The organism is Streptomyces sp. NPDC093221 (assembly GCF_044753885.1).
GTDB lineage: Bacteria > Actinomycetota > Actinomycetes > Streptomycetales > Streptomycetaceae > Actinacidiphila.
Genome location: NZ_JBIVOA010000003.1, coordinates 184,623 through 202,362 on the forward strand (window position 1 = coordinate 184,623; position 17,740 = coordinate 202,362).

15 protein-coding genes are annotated in these 17,740 nt (G+C 71.4%); 8 read left to right on the forward strand and 7 right to left on the reverse strand.

Annotated features, from left to right (window positions below; all coding sequences use genetic code 11):
* Positions 1–74: 74 nt before the first annotated feature.
* Positions 75–1,895, reverse strand: a complete 1,821-nt coding sequence (locus tag ACIQCJ_RS12870; protein ID WP_402711375.1) for an ABC transporter ATP-binding protein — start codon at positions 1,893–1,895, stop codon at positions 75–77.
* Positions 1,896–1,990: 95 nt separating this feature from the next.
* Here ACIQCJ_RS12870 and ACIQCJ_RS12875 point away from each other — a divergent pair, with 95 nt between their 5' ends.
* Positions 1,991–2,506, forward strand: coding sequence for a MarR family transcriptional regulator (locus tag ACIQCJ_RS12875; protein ID WP_355346616.1), 516 nt, complete (start codon positions 1,991–1,993; stop codon positions 2,504–2,506).
* Between the two features lie 15 nt (positions 2,507–2,521).
* On the opposite strand, the gene mscL is transcribed toward ACIQCJ_RS12875, so the two are convergent.
* Together mscL and ACIQCJ_RS12885 are read right to left on the reverse strand one after the other, a co-directional pair.
* Positions 2,522–2,962, reverse strand: coding sequence for a large conductance mechanosensitive channel protein MscL (gene mscL / locus ACIQCJ_RS12880; protein ID WP_355346619.1), 441 nt, complete (start codon positions 2,960–2,962; stop codon positions 2,522–2,524).
* A gap of 87 nt (positions 2,963–3,049) precedes the next feature.
* The gene (locus ACIQCJ_RS12885) at positions 3,050–4,819 is read right to left on the reverse strand and encodes a carbohydrate-binding module family 20 domain-containing protein (RefSeq protein WP_402711376.1); all 1,770 of its coding nucleotides are present in this window, start codon (positions 4,817–4,819) and stop codon (positions 3,050–3,052) included.
* Positions 4,820–5,257: 438 nt separating this feature from the next.
* Here ACIQCJ_RS12885 and ACIQCJ_RS12890 point away from each other — a divergent pair, with 438 nt between their 5' ends.
* Together ACIQCJ_RS12890 and ACIQCJ_RS12895 are read left to right on the forward strand one after the other, a co-directional pair.
* Positions 5,258–7,132: an ABC transporter transmembrane domain-containing protein gene (locus tag ACIQCJ_RS12890; RefSeq protein WP_402711377.1), complete on the forward strand. Its 1,875-nt coding sequence runs from the start codon at positions 5,258–5,260 to the stop codon at positions 7,130–7,132.
* Positions 7,129–8,910: an ABC transporter ATP-binding protein gene (locus tag ACIQCJ_RS12895; RefSeq protein WP_355346627.1), complete on the forward strand. Its 1,782-nt coding sequence runs from the start codon at positions 7,129–7,131 to the stop codon at positions 8,908–8,910. Before ACIQCJ_RS12890 ends, ACIQCJ_RS12895 begins: the two co-directional genes overlap by 4 nt.
* A gap of 69 nt (positions 8,911–8,979) precedes the next feature.
* Here the strand turns inward: ACIQCJ_RS12895 and ACIQCJ_RS12900 are convergent, their stop codons facing one another.
* Positions 8,980–9,774, reverse strand: a complete 795-nt coding sequence (locus tag ACIQCJ_RS12900) for a metal-dependent hydrolase (RefSeq protein WP_391118783.1) — start codon at positions 9,772–9,774, stop codon at positions 8,980–8,982.
* Between the two features lie 133 nt (positions 9,775–9,907).
* Here ACIQCJ_RS12900 and ACIQCJ_RS12905 point away from each other — a divergent pair, with 133 nt between their 5' ends.
* Both ACIQCJ_RS12905 and ACIQCJ_RS12910 read left to right on the forward strand, forming a co-directional pair.
* A complete protein-coding gene (locus tag ACIQCJ_RS12905) occupies positions 9,908–12,421 on the forward strand; it encodes a DUF3516 domain-containing protein (protein WP_391045692.1) in 2,514 nt (837 codons plus the stop codon).
* Between the two features lie 25 nt (positions 12,422–12,446).
* Positions 12,447–13,313, forward strand: coding sequence for an acyl-CoA thioesterase (locus ACIQCJ_RS12910; RefSeq protein WP_402711378.1), 867 nt, complete (start codon positions 12,447–12,449; stop codon positions 13,311–13,313).
* Here the strand turns inward: ACIQCJ_RS12910 and ACIQCJ_RS12915 are convergent.
* The 3 genes from ACIQCJ_RS12915 to ACIQCJ_RS12925 all read right to left on the reverse strand — a co-directional run bounded on the left by ACIQCJ_RS12915 (position 13,200) and on the right by ACIQCJ_RS12925 (position 15,621).
* Positions 13,200–14,660, reverse strand: coding sequence for a DUF6397 family protein (locus ACIQCJ_RS12915; protein WP_402711379.1), 1,461 nt, complete (start codon positions 14,658–14,660; stop codon positions 13,200–13,202). The genes ACIQCJ_RS12910 and ACIQCJ_RS12915 overlap by 114 nt on opposite strands.
* A gap of 103 nt (positions 14,661–14,763) precedes the next feature.
* Positions 14,764–15,168, reverse strand: a complete 405-nt coding sequence (locus tag ACIQCJ_RS12920; protein ID WP_188284368.1) for a roadblock/LC7 domain-containing protein — start codon at positions 15,166–15,168, stop codon at positions 14,764–14,766.
* A 117-nt stretch (positions 15,169–15,285) separates the two neighbouring features.
* Complete coding sequence (locus ACIQCJ_RS12925) at positions 15,286–15,621, reverse strand: YnfA family protein (protein WP_355346642.1); 336 nt, start codon at positions 15,619–15,621, stop codon at positions 15,286–15,288.
* Positions 15,622–15,634: 13 nt separating this feature from the next.
* On the opposite strand from ACIQCJ_RS12925, the gene ACIQCJ_RS12930 reads away from it, so the two are divergent.
* The 3 genes from ACIQCJ_RS12930 (at position 15,635) to ACIQCJ_RS12940 (ending at position 17,718) form a co-directional block, all read left to right on the forward strand.
* A complete protein-coding gene (locus ACIQCJ_RS12930) occupies positions 15,635–16,243 on the forward strand; it encodes a methyltransferase domain-containing protein (protein ID WP_391163246.1) in 609 nt (202 codons plus the stop codon).
* 187 nt (positions 16,244–16,430) lie between these two features.
* Positions 16,431–16,652, forward strand: coding sequence for a hypothetical protein (locus ACIQCJ_RS12935; protein WP_402711380.1), 222 nt, complete (start codon positions 16,431–16,433; stop codon positions 16,650–16,652).
* A 181-nt stretch (positions 16,653–16,833) separates the two neighbouring features.
* A complete protein-coding gene (locus ACIQCJ_RS12940; protein WP_402711381.1) occupies positions 16,834–17,718 on the forward strand; it encodes a hypothetical protein in 885 nt (294 codons plus the stop codon).
* Positions 17,719–17,740 lie beyond the last annotated feature (22 nt).

Here is a 17,740-nt window from a genome sequence, read left to right on the forward strand (position 1 = left end):
CTGAGCGGGCGGGCGATTCCCGCCGCACTCTCACCTTACCCATGAGTAAGGTCGGGGCGGCGGCCCCTTCCGCGTTACGAGGCGGTGGTGGCGAGCTGCGAGTCGCGCCGTACGAGCGCGGCGTAGCGGCCGTCCTGGGCGAGCAGTTCGTCGTGCGTGCCGCGCTCCATGATCCGGCCCGCGTCGAGGACCACGATCTGGTCGGCGTCGCGCACGGTGGACAGCCGGTGGGCGATCGTGATGGTGGTGCGTCCCGCGGACAGCGAGTCGATCGCCTCCTGGACGTCGTGTTCGGTCCGGGTGTCGAGCGCGCTGGTGGCCTCGTCCAGGATGAGGACGGGCGGGTCGCGGAGGATGGTGCGGGCGATGGCCAGGCGCTGCTTCTCGCCGCCGGAGAAGCGGTAGCCGCGTTCGCCGACGAGGGTGTCGTAGCCGTCGGGCAGCCCGGCGATGTGGTCGTGGATCTGGGCGGCCTTCGCGGCGGCGCGGATCTCGTCGTCGGTGGCCTCGGGTTTGGCGAAGCGCAGGTTCTCGGCGACCGAGGCGTGGAAGAGGTACGTCTCCTGGGAGACGACGCCCACCGCGTCGGCGAGGGTGTCGAAGGTGAGGTCGCGTACGTCGGTGCCGTCGAGCGTCACCTTGCCGCCGGTCACGTCGTACAGCCGGGGCACCAGGTAGCTCAGGGTGCTCTTGCCGGAGCCGGTGGCGCCGACGACGGCGAGGCTGCTGCCCGCGGGGACGGTGATGTCGATGTCGCGCAGGGTCGGCGCGCCGGACTCGGGGTCGTAGGCGAAGTCGACGTGCTCGAAGCGGACGTCGCCGCGTACCCGGTCCAGGGTCCGGGCGTCGGGGCGCTCGGTGATGTCGACGGGCAGGTCGAGGTATTCGAAGATGCGCTGGAAGAGCGCGAGCGAGGTCTGGACGTCCACGCCGGTCGACAGCAGCGACACGGACGGGCGGAAGAGGCCCTGCTGGAGCGAGACGAAGGCGACGAGGGTGCCGATGGAGACGGCGGGCGCGCCGTTGGACATGGTCAGACCGGCGGCCCAGTAGAGCAGTGCGGGCATCGCCGACATGACGATGCCGATGGTGGACATCCGCCAGCGGCCGGACATGCTGGAGCGCACTTCGAGGTCGACCAGGCGCTCGGACTCGGTCGAGAAGTCGCGGGTCAGGGAGTCGGAGCGGCCCATGGTGCGGCCGAGCAGGATGCCGCTGACGGACAGCGACTCGGTGACGATCGCGGACATCGAGGCCATCTGCCGCTGCCGGTTGGTGGCGATCCGCTTGCGTTCGCGGCCGACCCGGCGGGCGATCCAGACGAAGAGCGGGAGCAGCAGCAGCGAGACGACGGTCAGCCGCCAGTCGAGGGCGAGCATCGCGATGACGGAGGCGATGACCGCCGTGAGGTTGGAGACCAGGGAGGTCGCGGTCGAGGTGACGGTGGCCTGCATGCCGCCGATGTCGTTGGCGATCCTGGACTGCACCTCGCCGGTGCGGGTGCGGGTGAAGAAGGCCAGCGACATGCGCTGGAGGCGTTCGTAGACGGCGGTGCGCAGGTCGTGCATGACGCGCTGGCCGACGGTGGTGGAGATCAGGGTCTGGAGCACGCCGAAGACGCCGGTGGCGACGGCGGTGGCGATCATGCCGAGGGCGAGCAGGCTCAGCAGGCCGGTGCGGCCCTGCGGTATCGCGGTGTCGAGGATCGCCCGCAGCAGGAACGGCGAGGCGACCGAGACGAGGGAGGAGAGGCCGACCAGGGCGCCGACGACGGCGAGGCGGCCGCGGTAGGGACGGAAGAGCCGCAGGATGCGACGCATGTCGACGGGGGTGTCGGGCTTCTTCTTCGGTGGTGTCCACCGGGAGGCGAGTTCTCGTTCGTGATCGGGGCGCAAAGGACTCCTTGAGAGTTCAGGCAGATGCTGATATTGGGAGTATAGGTCATTGTTACCTATGCTCACAATGGACATGGTCCTGATACGCTCGTCACATGGAATCCCGCACGACAGCCGTGCCGCCGGGCCCGGTGACCGCCGGCCTCGCCACGACCGCGCCGGACGAGATCACCGGGCGGCTCGCCGACCAGCTCATCCGGCTGAGCCGCCGCCTGCACAAGTCCCAGCGCCACCTCATGGAGCCGCTGGGGATCACCCCGGCCCAGGCCCGGCTGCTGCGCACCCTCGCGCACTGCGACGAGCCGCCGCGGATGGCCGATCTCGCCCAGCGCCTGGAGGTCGTGCCGCGGGCCGTGACGACCCTGGTGGACGCGCTGGAGGGGCTGGAGCTGGTACGGCGGGTGCCCGATCCGAGCAACCGCCGGGTGATCAGGATCGAGCTGACCGAGGCGGGCGGCGCCGCGCTGCTGGAGCTGCGCGGGGCCCGCCGTACGGCCGCCGCCGAACTGCTGGCCCCGCTCGACGACGGCCAGCGCGCGGCACTCACCGCGCTGCTGGCCGTACTCGACGAGGAGGCGCCGCACGGCGGCGGCCACCGGCCGTCGCGCTGAGCGGCGCCCGCGGGCTCACTCGGCCAGGTCCGCCGGGGCGGTCTGGCCGCCGATCTGCGGCCCGACCTCGGCGGTGCAGGCGCTGCACCGGCGGGCGGCGGTCGGTATCGCGGTCAGGCACTCGGGGCACTCGCGGACCGGGGCCGCCGCCGCCTTGGGGAAGAACCTCTCCTGCATGCGGTTCATCGGCAGGACGACCAGGAAGTAGATCACCGCGGCGACGATCACGAAGCTGATCACCGCGTCGATGAAGGCGCCGTAGGGGAAGGTCACGCTGGAGACCGTGAACTTCTGAGTGGCGAAGTTGCCCGTGGCGCCGGAGGCCAGGCCGATGAGCGGCGTCAGGAACGCCTTGACGAAGGCGGTCACCAGAGCGGTGAAGGCCGCGCCGATGACGATGCCGACCGCGAGGTCGACGACGTTGCCGCGGAGCAGGAACGTCCGGAAGCCTCTCATGGGTGGGGGGTCCCCTCTGTAGTCAGGAATTGGAACACCACAGTGTGCCGGTCCTCACCACAGAGGGGTAATCGGCCGATGAGCAGATCAATTACGCCAGGTGTCGTTGAGTGTGACCGCCCCGCTCGACGGGACCGTCGCCGTCCGGTTGGCGCCGGATTCCCACGTCACGTTGCCGCTTCCGTCCTTCCGTATGTACTTGTACTGGAACGAGGTGCCCGCGGGCATCGCCACGTTGAGCTTCCAGACCGGGTAGCTCGCCGACGACAGCAGCAGGGCGCTGCCGGTGTTCCAGTTGCCGAGGGTGGAGTTGTCGCCGACGACGTAGATGTTCTGGCCGAAGACCGTGGTGGCGTTCACCGCGAAGGACGCGGCGGACGACGGGTTGGTGCTGCCCCCGGTGCTGCCGCTCGTGGTGCCGCCGTTCGTGGTGCCGCCGTTGGTCGTGCCCCCGTTCGTCGTGCCGCTGCCGCAGGGCGCGCCGACGTACAGCGCGACCGCGTCGTTGGAGCCGATGGTGGCGGTGAACTTGCCGTCGGAGCCGACGGTGTAGCTGGTGCCGCTGTGCTGGACGTCGCAGTAGGAGCCGGCGGGCAGTGAGGTGGTGAAGGTCTGGGTGAGCGAGCCGCCCTCGTGGTTGATCGCCACATAGCCCTTGCTGCCGCGGCCGAACGCGATGGCGTTGTTGCCGTTGGACCACCAGTTGGTGACGGCGGTGCCGGAGACCGCGTTGCGGAAGCCGACCATGTTGGCGATCTGCGGCCAGGCGTGCTGGCACTTCCAGCCGTCGCTGTAGCAGGCGTTGACGGTGCCGCCGTTGGGCGCGCCGGCGTCGTTGTTGGAGAACTCGTAGCCGGAGTAGACGTTGGGCGAGCCGTACGGCCAGGCCAGCAGGTAGACGTTGGCGAGGGTGTACGTGGCGCCGTTCTTGTAGCTGAGGGTCGAGCCGTTGCGCTCGGTGTCCCAGTTGTCCACGAAGGTGCGGGCCTTGTCGCTCGACAGGTAGCCCGCGCCCCACGACGCGCCCCAGTTGCTGAGGGAGGCCAGCTTGTCACCGGTGAAGATGCGCTTGAGGTCGAAGGCGCCCTGGAAGGCGTCCACGTCACCGGTGTTGACGTACTCGCCCGGCTGTACGGCCTCGCCCGCGCCGTAGATGGCCTCCTGGGCCCAGTAGATGCCCGGATTGCTGAGCTTGGCCTTGATGGCGGCCAGGTCGGTCTCGGCCATGTGCTTGGCGGCGTCCACCCGGAAGCCGTCGACGCCCAGCGCGATCAGGTGGTTGAGGTAGGCGGCGATGGTGCCGCGCACGTAGTCGCTGCCGGTGTCGAGGTCGGCGAGGCCGACCAGCTCGCAGTTCTGGACGTTGTTGCGGTCGCCGTAGTTGTTGATGTCACTGCGGCAGGTGTGGAAGGCCTGGTTCTGGTAGTAGCCCGGGTAGTTGTACTTGCTGTACGTCGTCCCGCCCGTGCCGGTGCCCGAGCCCGACGTCATGTGGTTGATCACCGCGTCGGCGACGACCTTGACGCCCGCGCTGTGGCAGGTGCTGACCATGTTCTGGAACGAGCTCTCGTTGCCGAGCCGTCCGGCGATCTTGTAGCTGACCGGCTGGTACGAGGTCCACCACTGGTCGCCCTGGATCTGCTCGGAGGCCGGGGAGACCTCGACGAAGCCGTAGCCCGCGGGGCCGAGGGTGTCCGTGCAGGCCTTCGCCACGGAGTCGAACTTCCACTGGAAGAGAGTGGCAGTGACGTCCTTGCTGCCGGGCGGCGTGGCGTCCGCCTGTTGCGAGGAGAGGGCGAACAGACCGGCGGCGGCGACGATCGCGGCCAGCGCGCCGTTCAGGACGCGGGATCTCATGGGCGGCTCCTTCGGTGAACGGGCAGAGTTCTGCCCTCGAAGGCAGCCACGCGCCTGGCCGCCGGGTGGGGGGCGGGCCCCGTTGTCCTCGGGGCCCTCGGGTTCCGCCCAGGAGCTTCCCGCCGTGTGTGCGTACACGTCAAGATGTCGGCGGAAGAACTTTCGCTGTTTTGCTGCAAGTTGTTGCCGAAACACTCCTCCGCGGACCTCGGCTCGTTCCCGTCGCTCACCGGAAAACCTGTTGACCCGGTACGGGCCGCAAGACGAGCCTTGCTCCTCTCCGACCGGATTCCGGCGGGATGTCCGCACGGGCGGAGTCGTCAGGTACGCGGCTGCCCGCCGACATCTCGCGCGAACCTCCGGCGGCCGTATCCGCAACCCGCGGCCGTAGCCTCGTCCGCCGACACTCGCTCACACCCGCACCGAACTCAGGACACCATGCCGTCCCTCCGTAAGCTCCCCCTGTCCGATCCGGGCGTCCCCGACGCCCGGACGGGATTCCGCTTCCTGCTCTGGCTGTCGTTCCGCGAGGGGAAGGGCCTGGCAGCCGCCACCGCGTGGGGCATCCTGCACATGACGGCCGTCGCGTCGTTCCCCGCGGCCGTCGGAATGGCCGTGCAGTCGGTCGTGGACCGCTCGGGGTCGCGGCTGGCGCTGTCGGGCGGGCTGATGCTGCTGCTCGGCGTGCTCACCGCGCTCGGCGACACGATGCTGCACCGTACGGCCGTCACGAACTGGATCAGCGTCGCGGCGCGGGTCCAGCAGTTGCTCGCCGGTAAGACGGTCGAGCTGGGCTCGGTGCTCACCCGCCGGGTCGCTGCGGGCGAGGTCGTCGCGGTCAGCACCGGAGACGTGGAGAAGATCGGGTGGTTCGTCGAGGCGCTGGCGCGCTTCACCTCCGCCCTGGTCGCCACGGTCGGCGTGGCCGTCGCGCTGGTCGTCTACGAGCCCGCGCTCGGCGTGATCGTGGCCGCGTCCGTACCGGTGCTGGCGCTGGCCGTACTGCCGCTGCTTCCCGCCGCCACCAAGCGGGCCGACCTCCAGCGGGAGAAGGCGGGCAAGGCCACGGAACTGGCCTCCGACACCGTCGCCGGACTGCGGGTGCTGCGCGGCATCGGCGGCGAGGAGCTGTTCCTCGACCGCTACCGTCGCGCGTCCCAGCAGGTCAGGACCGCCGCCGTGCACAGCGCCCGGATGTGGGCGGCGATCAGTGCCGTCCAAGTGGTGCTGCCGGGGCTGCTGCTGGTGGCCGTCGCCTGGGACGGCGCCCGGCTGGCGATGGACGGCCGGATCTCGGTCGGCGCGCTGGTGACCGTCTACGGCTCGGTGGCCTTCCTGATGTTCCCGCTGCGGAATTTCGAGGAGATCGCCATGGCCTGGTCCTTCTCGCGGCCCTCGGCGAAGCGGGCCGCGCGCGTACTGGCGCTGACCCGGGAGACCGCCGGGGGCGCGGCCGTCTTCTCCGAGGGGAGCGTCGCTCCCGAGGAGGCGGGCGCTCTGGCCGGGGAGATGTACGACCCGGAGTCGGGGCTGCGCGCTCCGGCCGGGCTGCTGACCGCCGTGGTGTGCGGCGACCCGGACGCGGCGGGCGTACTGGCCGACCGGCTCGGCGGGCACAGCCCGGTCCGCGCCGAGGGCGAGGCGTCGGCGCTGCTGGGCGGGCGGGCACTGGACGCGCTGCCGCTCGCGGCGGCCCGCGCGGCCGTGCTCGTCCAGGACAAGGACCCGGTGCTGCTGTCGGGAACGCTGACCGAACTGCTGGGTGTGCCGTCCTCCGGCCGGGTCACGGCGGAGCAGGCGCTCACCGCCGCGCAGTGCGCGGACGTGCTGGACGCGCTCGCGCAGTCCGCCGCCGACCCCGCGGGGGTGGCGGGCGACCCGATGTCGGCGCGGATCACCGAGCGCGGCCGGTCGCTGTCCGGCGGCCAACGGCAGCGCCTGGCACTGGCCAGGTCGCTGATCGCCGACCCCGAGGTGCTGGTGCTCGACGAGCCGACCTCGGCGGTCGACGCGCACACCGAGGCCAGGATCGCGCGCGGCCTCAAGGAACTGCGCGCGGGTCGCACGACGGTGGTGCTCACGTCGAGCCCGCTCGTGCTGGACCGCGCCGACCTGGTGGTCTTCGTGGACGAGGGCACGGCGACGTCGGCCGGCGACCACCACGAACTGCTGCGCACCGACCCGCGCTACCGGGCGGTGGTGACCCGCGAGAGCGAGCCGTCCGACGACCGCGATCCCGGCCACAGCCCCGTCACCGCGTCCGTCGCGGGCTCCGGGACCGTACCCCACACATCGATGGAGGAATCCGCATGATCGGCCTGCGACCGCCGGAGTACGACCCGGCCGCGCCGCAGCAGAGCGCCACGCTGCCGGTGGGCTCCCCCGCGACCGTGCGCGGCTATGTGCGCGAACTGGCGAAGCGGCATCGCGGTGCCTTCGCCCTGCTGGTGACCGTCAACACCGTGTCGGTGCTGGCCTCGATGGTGGGGCCCTACCTGCTCGGCGGTCTGGTCGAGGACCTGTCGAAGGGCGACCGGGACATCCATCTCGGGCGGGCCGTCAGCCTGTTCCTGGCCGCCCTCGTGGTGCAGGCGTACTTCGTGCGGCTGGTACGGCTGCGCGGCGCGATCCTCGGCGAGGAGATGCTGGCCGATCTGCGCGAGGACTTCCTCGTACGGTCGGTGTCGCTGCCGCCGGGTGTGCTGGAGCGGGCGGGCACGGGCGATCTGCTGTCGCGGATCACGACGGACATCGACCGGCTGTCGAACGCGATGCGCGAGGCGGTGCCCGAGTTGGCCATCGCCGTGGTCTGGGCCGGGCTGCTGCTCGGCGCGCTGACCGTGACCTCGCCGCCGCTCGCCCTGTCGGTGCTGGTCGCGCTGCCGCTGCTGCTGGTCGGCTGCCGCTGGTACTTCCGGCGCGCCCCGGGGGCCTACCGCTCGGAGGCGGCGGGGTACGCGGCGGTGGCGGCGGCGCTGGCGGAGTCCGTGGACGCCGGCCGCACCATCGAGGCGCACGGTCTCGGCGACCGGCGCGAGAAGCTGTCGCGGCAGCGGATCGGGCAGTGGGTGGCGTGGGAGCGCTACACGATGTGGCTGCGCAGCGTGCTGTTCCCGGTGATCAACATGACGCACGCGCTGATCGTGGTCGCGGTGCTGATGATCGGCGGCAGCTTCGCCCTCAACGGCTGGATGACGGTCGGCGAGCTGACCACGGGCGCGCTGTACGCGCAGATGCTCGTCGACCCGGTGAACATGATCCTGCGCTGGTACGACGAGTTGCAGGTCGCCCAGGTGTCGCTGGCCCGGCTGGTCGGGGTGCGCGAGGTGGCCGAGGACGAGCCGGACCACACGGTCTCGCCCGACGGCCGCGAGATGGCCGCCGACCAGGTGCGGTTCGGCTACCGGGCGGGCAGCGACGTGCTGCACGGCGTGAGCCTGACGGTGCCGCCGGGTACCCGGGTGGCGCTGGTGGGCCCGTCAGGCGCGGGCAAGTCCACGCTCGGGCGGCTGCTGGCCGGGATCTACGCGCCGCGGGCGGGCGAGGTCACGCTGGGCGGCGCCCAGCTGGCCCGGATGCCCGCCGAGCGGGTGCGCGAGCATGTGGCGCTGGTCAATCAGGAGCACCACGTCTTCGTCGGCACGCTCCGCGACAATCTGCGGCTGGCGCGGACCGGTGCCACCGACGACGAGCTGTGGACGGCGCTGCGCGCGGTGGACGCCGAGGACTGGGGCCGCAATCTGGCGGACGGTCTCGACACCGAGGTGGGCTCGGGCGGCGCGGTGCTCACCCCGGCGCAGGCGCAGCAGCTCGCGCTGGCCCGGCTGGTGCTGGCCGACCCGCACACCCTGGTGCTGGACGAGGCGACCTCGCTGCTCGACCCGCGCGCCGCCCGCCATCTGGAACGCTCGCTGTCCCGGGTGCTGGACGGCCGTACCGTGATCGCCATCGCGCACCGGCTGCACACCGCGCACGACGCGGACGTGATCGCGGTGGTCGAGGACGGCCGGATCAGCGAGCTGGGCAGCCATCACCAGTTGGTGGACGCCGACGGTGCCTACGCGGCGCTGTGGCGGTCCTGGCACAGCTGACCGCGGTGGTGTGGCGCGGGGCCCGGCGGCACTGCCGCCGGGCCCCGCTCGCGTGCGAGGGGTCCCGCGTCAGCCGAAGACGCCCAGCGCGCCGAGCGCGCAGCCGCCGCCCGCCAGGAAGAAGACCGGGGTCAGCACCTTCAGCTCCACCCAGCTCCCGGCCCGGAAGCGCATGAACTTCGGCGGTCCCATCGGGTACCAGCGGCGGCGGCCGATCGGGATCGGCCACAGGATCGGGCAGCCGGAGACGGTCAGCGCGTCACCGACGCAGTGCACGAGCGAGCCGAGCACGATGGGCAGCCCGATCCACAGGTAGTGCTGGCCGGGGTCGGTGAACAGCCAGTCCTTGCCGTTGCCCGGATTGTCGAGCACGTCGGCGAGCACCCAGGCGCTGGTGGCGCCGAGCAGCCACACCAGCACGTCACTGGACATCCGGGCCTGCCGCCACAGCAGTCCCTCGACGGCGAGCACCATGTGTATGAACAAGATGACCAGCACCACCCAGCGCCCGCCGTAGACCGCGCCGGCCGAGAAGCCGCCGCCGATCAGGACCGCCCAGAGCCAGGTGTGGGTGAGGGTGCGGTGCCCGCCCGCACGCCGCGGGTCGCCCTGCATCCGGGTGGCCTTGTAGACGGCGTGCGCCAGGTGCTCGATGATCTTGCACAGCACGCGGGAGATCGGCCCGAACGCGCGCGAGATCGTCGCCGCCTGGTGGTCCAGGTCGGGGGCGAGCGCGGCACCAGCACAGATCAGCGCACCGACGACGAGCGTCGGCCAGGGCATGGCATGATCCACACCCGCCGCGACCGCTCCGACGGCCAGCCAGGCCGCCGCTCCCGAGAGTGAGTGCGCAGGTCCCATCATGGTGGTGCTCAGCCCCCTACAAGGCCGCCCGCAGGCGGAGTTGACGCATCGTTGACGGCACACCATATCGTTGATGATCACCGCGGCCCGCTCCGGTTCAGCCGCGCGCCGCCGGTACAGGCAAGATGGTGGGGTGACCCTTATCGATCAGATGCCTCCCGCCCCGGACCCCGATGCCCTCTTCGAAGCGTTTTCGACGTGGGCCGAGGGTCAAGGGATCACTCTCTATCCGGCGCAGGAGGAGGCGCTCATCGAGGTGGTCTCTGGTGCGAACGTGATCCTTTCCACCCCCACCGGATCGGGAAAGAGCCTGGTCGCGGCCGGTGCGCACTTCGCCGCGCTGGCCCGGGACGAGGTCACCTTCTACACCGCGCCGATCAAGGCGCTGGTGTCGGAGAAGTTCTTCGACCTGTGCAAGCTGTTCGGCACCGAGAACGTCGGGATGCTGACCGGTGACGCCTCGGTCAACCCGGACGCGCCGGTGATCTGCTGTACCGCCGAGGTCCTCGCCTCCATCGCGCTGCGCGACGGCAAGAGCGCCGACGTCGGCCAGGTCGTGATGGACGAGTTCCACTTCTACGCGGAGCCGGACCGGGGCTGGGCCTGGCAGATCCCGATCCTCGAACTGCCCCAGGCGCAGTTCCTGCTCATGTCGGCGACGCTGGGTGACGTCTCGCGCTTCGAGGAGGACCTGACCCGCCGGACCGGCCGCCCCACGGCGGTCGTGCGCTCGGCGACCCGGCCGGTACCGCTGTCGTACGAGTATGTGACGACGCCTTTGACGGAGACGCTGACCGAACTGCTGGAGACCCGGCAGTCCCCGGTCTACATCGTGCACTTCACGCAGGCGGCGGCCGTCGAGCGGGCCCAGGCGCTGATGAGCATCAACATGTGCACCAAGGCCGAGAAGGACGCCATCTCCGATCTGATCGGCCACTTCCGCTTCACCACCACCTTCGGCCGCAACCTCGCGCGCTTCGCCAAGCACGGCATCGGCGTCCACCACGCGGGGATGCTGCCCAAGTACCGGCGGCTGGTGGAGAAGCTCGCCCAGGCGGGTCTGCTGAAGGTCATCTGCGGCACCGACACCCTCGGGGTCGGCGTCAACGTGCCGATTCGCACCGTGCTGTTCACCGCGCTCACCAAGTACGACGGCACGCGGGTGCGGACGCTGCGGGCGCGGGAGTTCCACCAGATCGCGGGGCGCGCCGGGCGGGCCGGTTTCGACACCGCCGGGTTCGTGGTGGCGCAGGCTCCCGAGCACGTCATCGAGAACAAGAAGGCGCTCGCCAAGGCCGGGGATGACCCGAAGAAGATCCGCAAGGTGGTCCGCAAGAAGCCGCCCGAGGGCTTCGTCAACTGGTCGGATCTCACCTTCGAGAAGCTGATCGCCGCCGAGCCGGAGCCGCTGACCTCCCGCTTCCGCGTCACCCACACCATGCTGCTGTCGGTGATCGCCCGGCCCGGCAACGCCTTCGACGCGATGCGGCACCTGCTGGAGGACAACCACGAGGACCGCCGCCACCAGTTGCGGCACATCCGCCGGGCCATCGCCATCTACCGCTCGCTGGTCGACGGCGGTGTGGTCGAACGCCTCCCCGAGCCGGACGCCGAGGGCCGCATCATCCGGCTGACCGTCGAACTCCAGCAGGACTTCGCCCTCAACCAGCCGCTGTCCACCTTCGCCCTGGCCTCCTTCGAACTGCTCGACAAGGACTCCCCCTCCTACGCCCTGGACATGGTCTCGGTGGTGGAGTCCACCCTCGACGACCCGCGGCAGATCCTGGCGGCCCAGCAGAACAAGGCCCGCGGCGAGGCCGTCGCCGAGATGAAGATGGACGGTGTCGAGTACGAGGAGCGGATGGAGCGTCTTCAGGACGTCTCCTATCCCAAGCCCCTCGAAGAGCTGCTGTCGCACGCCTACGGCATCTACCGCCAGAGCCACCCGTGGGTCGGCGACCACCCGCTGTCGCCCAAGTCCATCGTCCGTGACATGTACGAACGCGCCATGACCTTCGGCGAGTTCACCTCCTACTACGAGCTGGCCCGCACCGAGGGCATCGTGCTGCGCTACCTGGCCGGCGCCTACAAGGCGCTGGAGCACACGGTGCCCGACGACCTGAAGTCGGAGGACTTCCAGGATCTGACGGCGTGGCTGGGCGAGTTGGTGCGCCAGGTCGACTCCAGCCTGCTGGACGAGTGGGAGCAGCTCGCCAATCCGGAGGTGGAGACGGCCGAGCAGGCGGCGGAGCGGGCCGACCAAGTCAAGCCGGTCACCGCCAACTCCCGCGCCTTCCGGGTGCTGGTGCGCAACGCGATGTTCCGCCGGGTCGAGCTGGCGGCGCTGGAGAAGTACCACCAGCTCGGCGAGTTGGACGCCGAGGCCGGGTGGGACGCCGACACCTGGGCGGAGGCGATGGACGCGTACTGGGACGAGTACGACGACCTCGGCACCGGTCCCGACGCGCGCGGCCCGAAGCTGTTGCAGATCGAGGAGCAGCCGGAGCACGGCTTGTGGCGGGTCCGGCAGACCTTCGCCGACCCCAACGGTGACCACGGCTGGGGGATCTCCGCCGAGGTCGACCTCGCGGCCTCCGACGAAGAGGGCCGCGCGGTGATCCGGCTGACCGACGTCGGCGAGCTGTGATCCGGTGCACGACGAAGGGGACGCGATGACGAACCCGGCCGAGAGGCTGGTGGATCTGCTCGACCTGGAGCGGATCGAGCAGGACATCTTCCGCGGGCAGAGTCCGCAGGAGCGGTTGCAGCGGGTTTTCGGCGGCCAGGTCGCCGGGCAGGCGCTGGTCGCCGCGGGCCGCACCACCGACGGCGGGCGGCCGGTGCACTCGTTGCACGCGTACTTCCTGCGGCCGGGTCGGCCCGGCGTGCCCATCGTGTACCAGGTCGAACGGGTCCGTGACGGCCGTTCCTTCACCACCCGGCGGGTGGTGGCGATCCAACAGGGCCGGACGATCTTCAACCTGACCGCCTCCTTCCATCAGCCGGAACCGGGATTCGAGCACCAACTGCCGATGCCCGAGGTGCCCGAGCCCGACGACCTGCCGGGACTCGGCGATGAGCTGCGTGCGCATCTGGACGTGCTCCCCGAGGCGCTGGAGCGGATGACCCGCCGCCAGCCCTTCGAGATCCGCTATGTGGAGCGGCTGCGCTGGACGCCCGAGGAGATCGAGGGCGCCGAGCCGCGCAGCGCGGTGTGGATGCGCGCGGTCGGGCAGCTCGGCGACGACCCGCTCGTGCACACCTGCGCTCTCACCTACGCCAGCGACATGATGCTGCTGGACGCCGTACGTGTGCCGATCGAACCGCTGTGGGGACCGCGGGGATTCGACATGGCGTCCCTCGACCACGCCATGTGGTTCCACCGGCCGTTCCGCGCCGACGAGTGGTTCCTGTACCAGCAGGAGTCACCTGTCGCGACGGGTGCCCGCGGTCTGGCGCGGGGGCAGATCTTCGACCGGCGGGGACGTCTGCTGGTCTCGGTGATGCAGGAAGGGCTGTTCCGCAAGATCGGCGGCTGACCCCCGTCCGCGCAGCAGCCCCAGCAGCCCGCGTCGCGGGCGCCTGCCCTCCCCCACCGGCCTGCCCGGCGGCCGGGCGGCGCCCCGCTTCCGGTGCGGCGCCGCGTGCCGGGCCCGCTCGGGCGCGGGCCTCCCTCCCGTGTGCGGCCCGCCTGGCTCACTCGGCTCCGGCTCCGACTCCGACTCCGACTCCAGCTCCGACTCCGGCTCTGCCTCTGCCTCTGGCTCCGGCTCCGGAAGTCGTTCAGGCTGCCGCGGCACCCGCTCCACAGGCGGGAGCGCGAGCGGCGAACGGTCGGCTGGGGCGAACGCCGCGTGCGGTGCGGGCTGTTCGGTCCGGGCGCGGCCCAGCGCGTCCGCGAGGGCGACCAGGGCCAGCGCGATCTCGTCCGGATGGTCGGCGGTCGTGAGGCTTCTCGTCAGCTCGGGTGAGGCGAGCGGTCCCGGGCGGCCCGGCGGCAGCGCCGCACGGATTCCGCGCAGCCGGGCCCGGTCGAAGGGGTCGGACACGGCGTCGTCGGTCACCTCGGGACCGAGCAGCGCGGCCCAGACGGCGGCCTCGTCCCAGGCGTCATGGCAGTCCCGTACGAGCTGGGCGACCCGGCGGGACCGCCAGCCGAGGGCCCGCTGATCCTGCCCGGCGTCCAGCGCGTCACGCAGTCCCGCGGGCAGCCGCCCCTTCAGCATCGCGGGGCTCGCGGCGGCGAACTCCCTCAGCTCATGGCCGAGATACACCCACACCAGCGCCCGGTACCGGTTGACGTACCAGCGCACCGGGCGGATCAGCCCGAGCCTCGCCAGCCGTACGAGGCGGTCCCGGCTGATCCCGATCATCGCCGCGCCCTCGGTGCTGGTCACCAGTCGGAGCCGGTCGAGCAGCGCTTGTGGATGGCCTTCCGCGTCCCGCAGCCGGGTCACCTCGTCCACGGGCACCCGCCACTGGCCGCTGCCGCGCGAGACCGTGCGGATCTCGCCGAGTTGGAGCGCCAGCTCGAAGAGCGTGAAGTCCAGGCCCAGCTCCTCCCGCGCCCGGTTCAGCGTCAGCGTCTCCGGCGCCGCCCGCCCGCCTCCCGGCCCTTGTCCCGCCCCGCCGCCGGGCGTCCACGCCACCTGCCGCGTCTCGACGGTCGCCGTACCCGCGCTCGTCGCCGCCGTCGTCCCGGCCCTCGCTCCGGCCCTTGTCCCGGCCGCTCCGGCTCTCGCCCCGGAAGCCGCCGAGGCACCCGTCCCCGGCATCGAGGCGGGCACCGTCCCCGTCGTCGCCTTCGCGTTCTTCTTCGGCGTTGTCGTCGCTGTCGTCGCTGTCGTCGTTGTCGTCGTTGTCTTGGCCGTCTTCGTCGTCTTCACTGTCGTCACTCCCCCGCGAACTTCGATCACTGACAGTGACGAATCTATCGCGTACGGACGACAGCCCGTTCGAAGCCTGTGGATAACTTCGGGACGCCCCGGCTCAGGAAGGTGCCGCGCCCGGTTGCCGGGGAGCCACGCCGAGGTGTTCGCCGACGCGGTGGACGAGCAGCGTCATCTCATAGGCGACCTGGCCGACATCGGCCTCCATGCCGCTGAGCACGGACAGGCAACTGCCGTCGCCCGCCGCGGTGACGAAGAGGAAGCCGTCGTCGAATTCGACCATCGTCTGGCGCACGCCGCCGACGGCGAACTGCCGCCCCGCGCCCTTGGCCAGGCTGTGGAAGCCCGAGGACACGGCGGCCAGGTGTTCCGCGGTCGGCCGGTCGAGATCGCCGCTGGCGCCCGTGACCAACCCGTCGTTGGAGAGTACGAGCGCGTGCTTCACGTGCGGCACCCGCTTCGTCAGGTCGTCGAGCAGCCACGCGAGCGGTTTGCCCACCGTCATTGCCTACCTCCCGTCTCCGCTGCGGTACGAGCCTGTCCTGCCGGGCCCGCTTCGGCAACCCCCTCTCGGGACGGGCGGCGCCCGACCGGAGCCGTGAAAGGAGGCGACCGGCGGAAATCAGCCGCCGCGTGGCGCGTACATGATGACACCCACTCCGACCAGGCAGATGACCGCTCCGACGATGTCGAATCGGTCGGGACGGTAGCCGTCGAGAGCCATCGCCCACAGGAGAGATCCGGCCACGAAGACCCCGCCGTAGGCCGCCAGGATCCGGCCGAAGTCGGCGTTGGGCTGGAGTGTGGCGACGAAGCCGTAGAGGCCGAGCGCGACGATTCCGGCCCCCGCCCAACCGACGCCGCGGTGTTCGCGCACCGCCTGCCAGATCAACCAGGCACCGCCGATCTCCAGGACGGCGGCGAGCAAGAAGAGCCCGATGGAGCGGAACGTGATCATGCGACCATGATGCATGGCCAGTTTCGAGAGCGGGCGCCGCCAGGTCAGGGAGTTCTTCGCCGCGAAGGCCGTGGGGTGGGAGAAGCGGTTCCCCGACGACACTCCCGTCTACGCGGCGGCGGTCGGCGAGTTGGGGCTGCGGCCTGGCGGCCGGGCACTGGACGCGGGCTGCGGTACGGCGCGGGCGCTGCCGCTGATGCGGGCCGTCGTCGGTGCGGCGGGCACGGTGGTCGGTGTCGATCTGACTCCGGAGATGCTGCGGGAGGCCGTCGCCCTCGGCCGGGGCCGGGACGGAGCGCTGATCGAGGCGGCCGGCGAGGAGCTTCCGTTGCGGGACGCGGCTTTCGACGCCGTCTTCGCCGCCGGACTCGTGCACCATCTGCCGGACCCGGCGGCCGGACTGCGCGAATTGGCCCGGGTGACCAGGTCCGGCGGCCGGTTGGCGCTCTTCCATCCGATCGGCCGCGCCGCACTCGCCGCCCGCCGCGGGCACGAACTGCGCGCCGACGACGTACGCGCCGAGCCGCAACTGCGTCCTCTGCTGGCCGCGACCGGCTGGGAGCTGGCATCGCTGGACGACTCCGCGGAGCGGTACCTGGCGGTGGCCGTCCGACACGCCTGACCCTGCTCGGGGCTGCGGCGCGCACATCGGCGCCGCGCACATCGGCGGCGCGCACATCGGCGGCGTCCGGGACCGCGGCCAGCGCGTCGGCGTGCTCCGCCAGCGAGTAGCCGAAGTCCGCGGGGCGGTCGCTGACGCCGAAGCCGGGCAGGTCGACGACGAGCGTACGGCGGTTCATGAGCGCGGGATGCGCGGATATGTGCACGGTGTACGCGCCCGACGCCGCTCCCAGTCCGTGCACATGGACGCGGACCGGCCCGTCGCCCGCCTCCCTCGTCCACCGCACGTACGCACCCTGTGGTCCGCATTCCGTCTGTCGCACCGCTGGCTCACCATCGCCCGTGCCACCAGCGGCACCGCACTGGTCTGGCTGCGAACGACGTTGACCGCACTCGACGCGAAGAGCTGACCGCGCGGCCGGAACGGGCCGACTCCGGGCGATCACCAGGTGCGGACCGTCGGGAAACCGGCCGTCCGGCGCCGTACCGCCCGAGCGGATTTCCGGCCATCGCGACCTCTCGACGCGGAGGTTACTCGCTGGTTAAGGTGCGCGGACGAGAGACGGCGGGCGAGGCGAGAGGGAACGACGGATGACCGCGGCCGAGAACCCGGAGGACGACGACGCGCTGTTCGTGCTGACGGCCGCGATGCTGACGCCGGGGCAGTTCCCGGGCGTCCTGGGGGACGACTATCCGGCCGCTTGCGCCGAGTTGGGGCTCGAACCGCTGGCCGACGGCTACGGCCTGGTCTTCGGGCAGGACGGCGGCGGGGCGCGCTGGACCGTGGCGACGACGGACACCGCCACGGTGGCGTGCGCGCTGGCGGCCTGGGACTGCGGACTCGAGTACGACCTGGCGCCCGACGAGAACAGCCTGGCCGCCTCGCTGCCGGGCTGGCCGCTGCCGGTCGCCGTCGCCGTACCCGGCATCCCCGCCCCGCACGACCCGACGGACGAGGGCGGGCGTGTCCCGCTCTCCCCGCCCGACACCTCCGTCTGGGGTCCGCCGCAACGGCGCCTCGGGGCCGACGAGATCGCGGTCCGCTGGTTCGAGTGGCGCGACCAACTCGACGTACCGACGGAAGCGGCTCAGGAGGCGGCCGAGGACGCGAGCAGGGATACGGATACGGGTACGGACGCAGGCACGGTCACCGACGCCGGAACAGCCGTCGGCACCGGGACGGAAGCCGAACCCCACAACCCGGCCGCCCCGCCGGCCATCTCGCACACCGGCATCCGCCGCGTCCTCGAAAGCGCGGAGGAGTACGTACGCAATCCGCCGCCACCCGGCCGCGTACGGGCCGCATATGGTGCGGTGCGGGCGGACGGACCCGGCTGGAGCCTGGTGGGCAGGACCGACGACATCGCCTTCGTGCTGTTGGACGACGCGCCCGGCGAGGTGTTGCCGGTCGGCCGCGGCGCCGCCCTGCCGCCGTTGCTGGAAGCCCTCAGCAAGCTGGCCGCGGCCCCGTCCTGACCGCGAAGCCGCGCGAAGAGCC

Excerpts from the sequence above, each read along its gene's own strand:
- ACIQCJ_RS12875 (WP_355346616.1), top strand. The coding sequence starts at position 1,991 with ATGGAATCCCGCACGACAGCCGTGCCGCCGGGCCCGGTGACCGCCGGC.
- mscL (WP_355346619.1), bottom strand. The coding sequence starts at position 2,962 with ATGAGAGGCTTCCGGACGTTCCTGCTCCGCGGCAACGTCGTCGACCTC.
- ACIQCJ_RS12885 (WP_402711376.1), bottom strand. The coding sequence starts at position 4,819 with ATGAGATCCCGCGTCCTGAACGGCGCGCTGGCCGCGATCGTCGCCGCC.
- ACIQCJ_RS12890 (WP_402711377.1), top strand. The coding sequence starts at position 5,258 with ATGCCGTCCCTCCGTAAGCTCCCCCTGTCCGATCCGGGCGTCCCCGAC.
- ACIQCJ_RS12895 (WP_355346627.1), top strand. The coding sequence starts at position 7,129 with ATGATCGGCCTGCGACCGCCGGAGTACGACCCGGCCGCGCCGCAGCAG.
- ACIQCJ_RS12900 (WP_391118783.1), bottom strand. The coding sequence starts at position 9,774 with ATGATGGGACCTGCGCACTCACTCTCGGGAGCGGCGGCCTGGCTGGCC.
- ACIQCJ_RS12910 (WP_402711378.1), top strand. The coding sequence starts at position 12,447 with ATGACGAACCCGGCCGAGAGGCTGGTGGATCTGCTCGACCTGGAGCGG.
- ACIQCJ_RS12920 (WP_188284368.1), bottom strand. The coding sequence starts at position 15,168 with ATGACGGTGGGCAAACCGCTCGCGTGGCTGCTCGACGACCTGACGAAG.
- ACIQCJ_RS12925 (WP_355346642.1), bottom strand. The coding sequence starts at position 15,621 with ATGATCACGTTCCGCTCCATCGGGCTCTTCTTGCTCGCCGCCGTCCTG.
- ACIQCJ_RS12930 (WP_391163246.1), top strand. The coding sequence starts at position 15,635 with ATGGCCAGTTTCGAGAGCGGGCGCCGCCAGGTCAGGGAGTTCTTCGCC.
- ACIQCJ_RS12935 (WP_402711380.1), top strand. The coding sequence starts at position 16,431 with ATGCGCGGATATGTGCACGGTGTACGCGCCCGACGCCGCTCCCAGTCC.
- ACIQCJ_RS12940 (WP_402711381.1), top strand. The coding sequence starts at position 16,834 with ATGACCGCGGCCGAGAACCCGGAGGACGACGACGCGCTGTTCGTGCTG.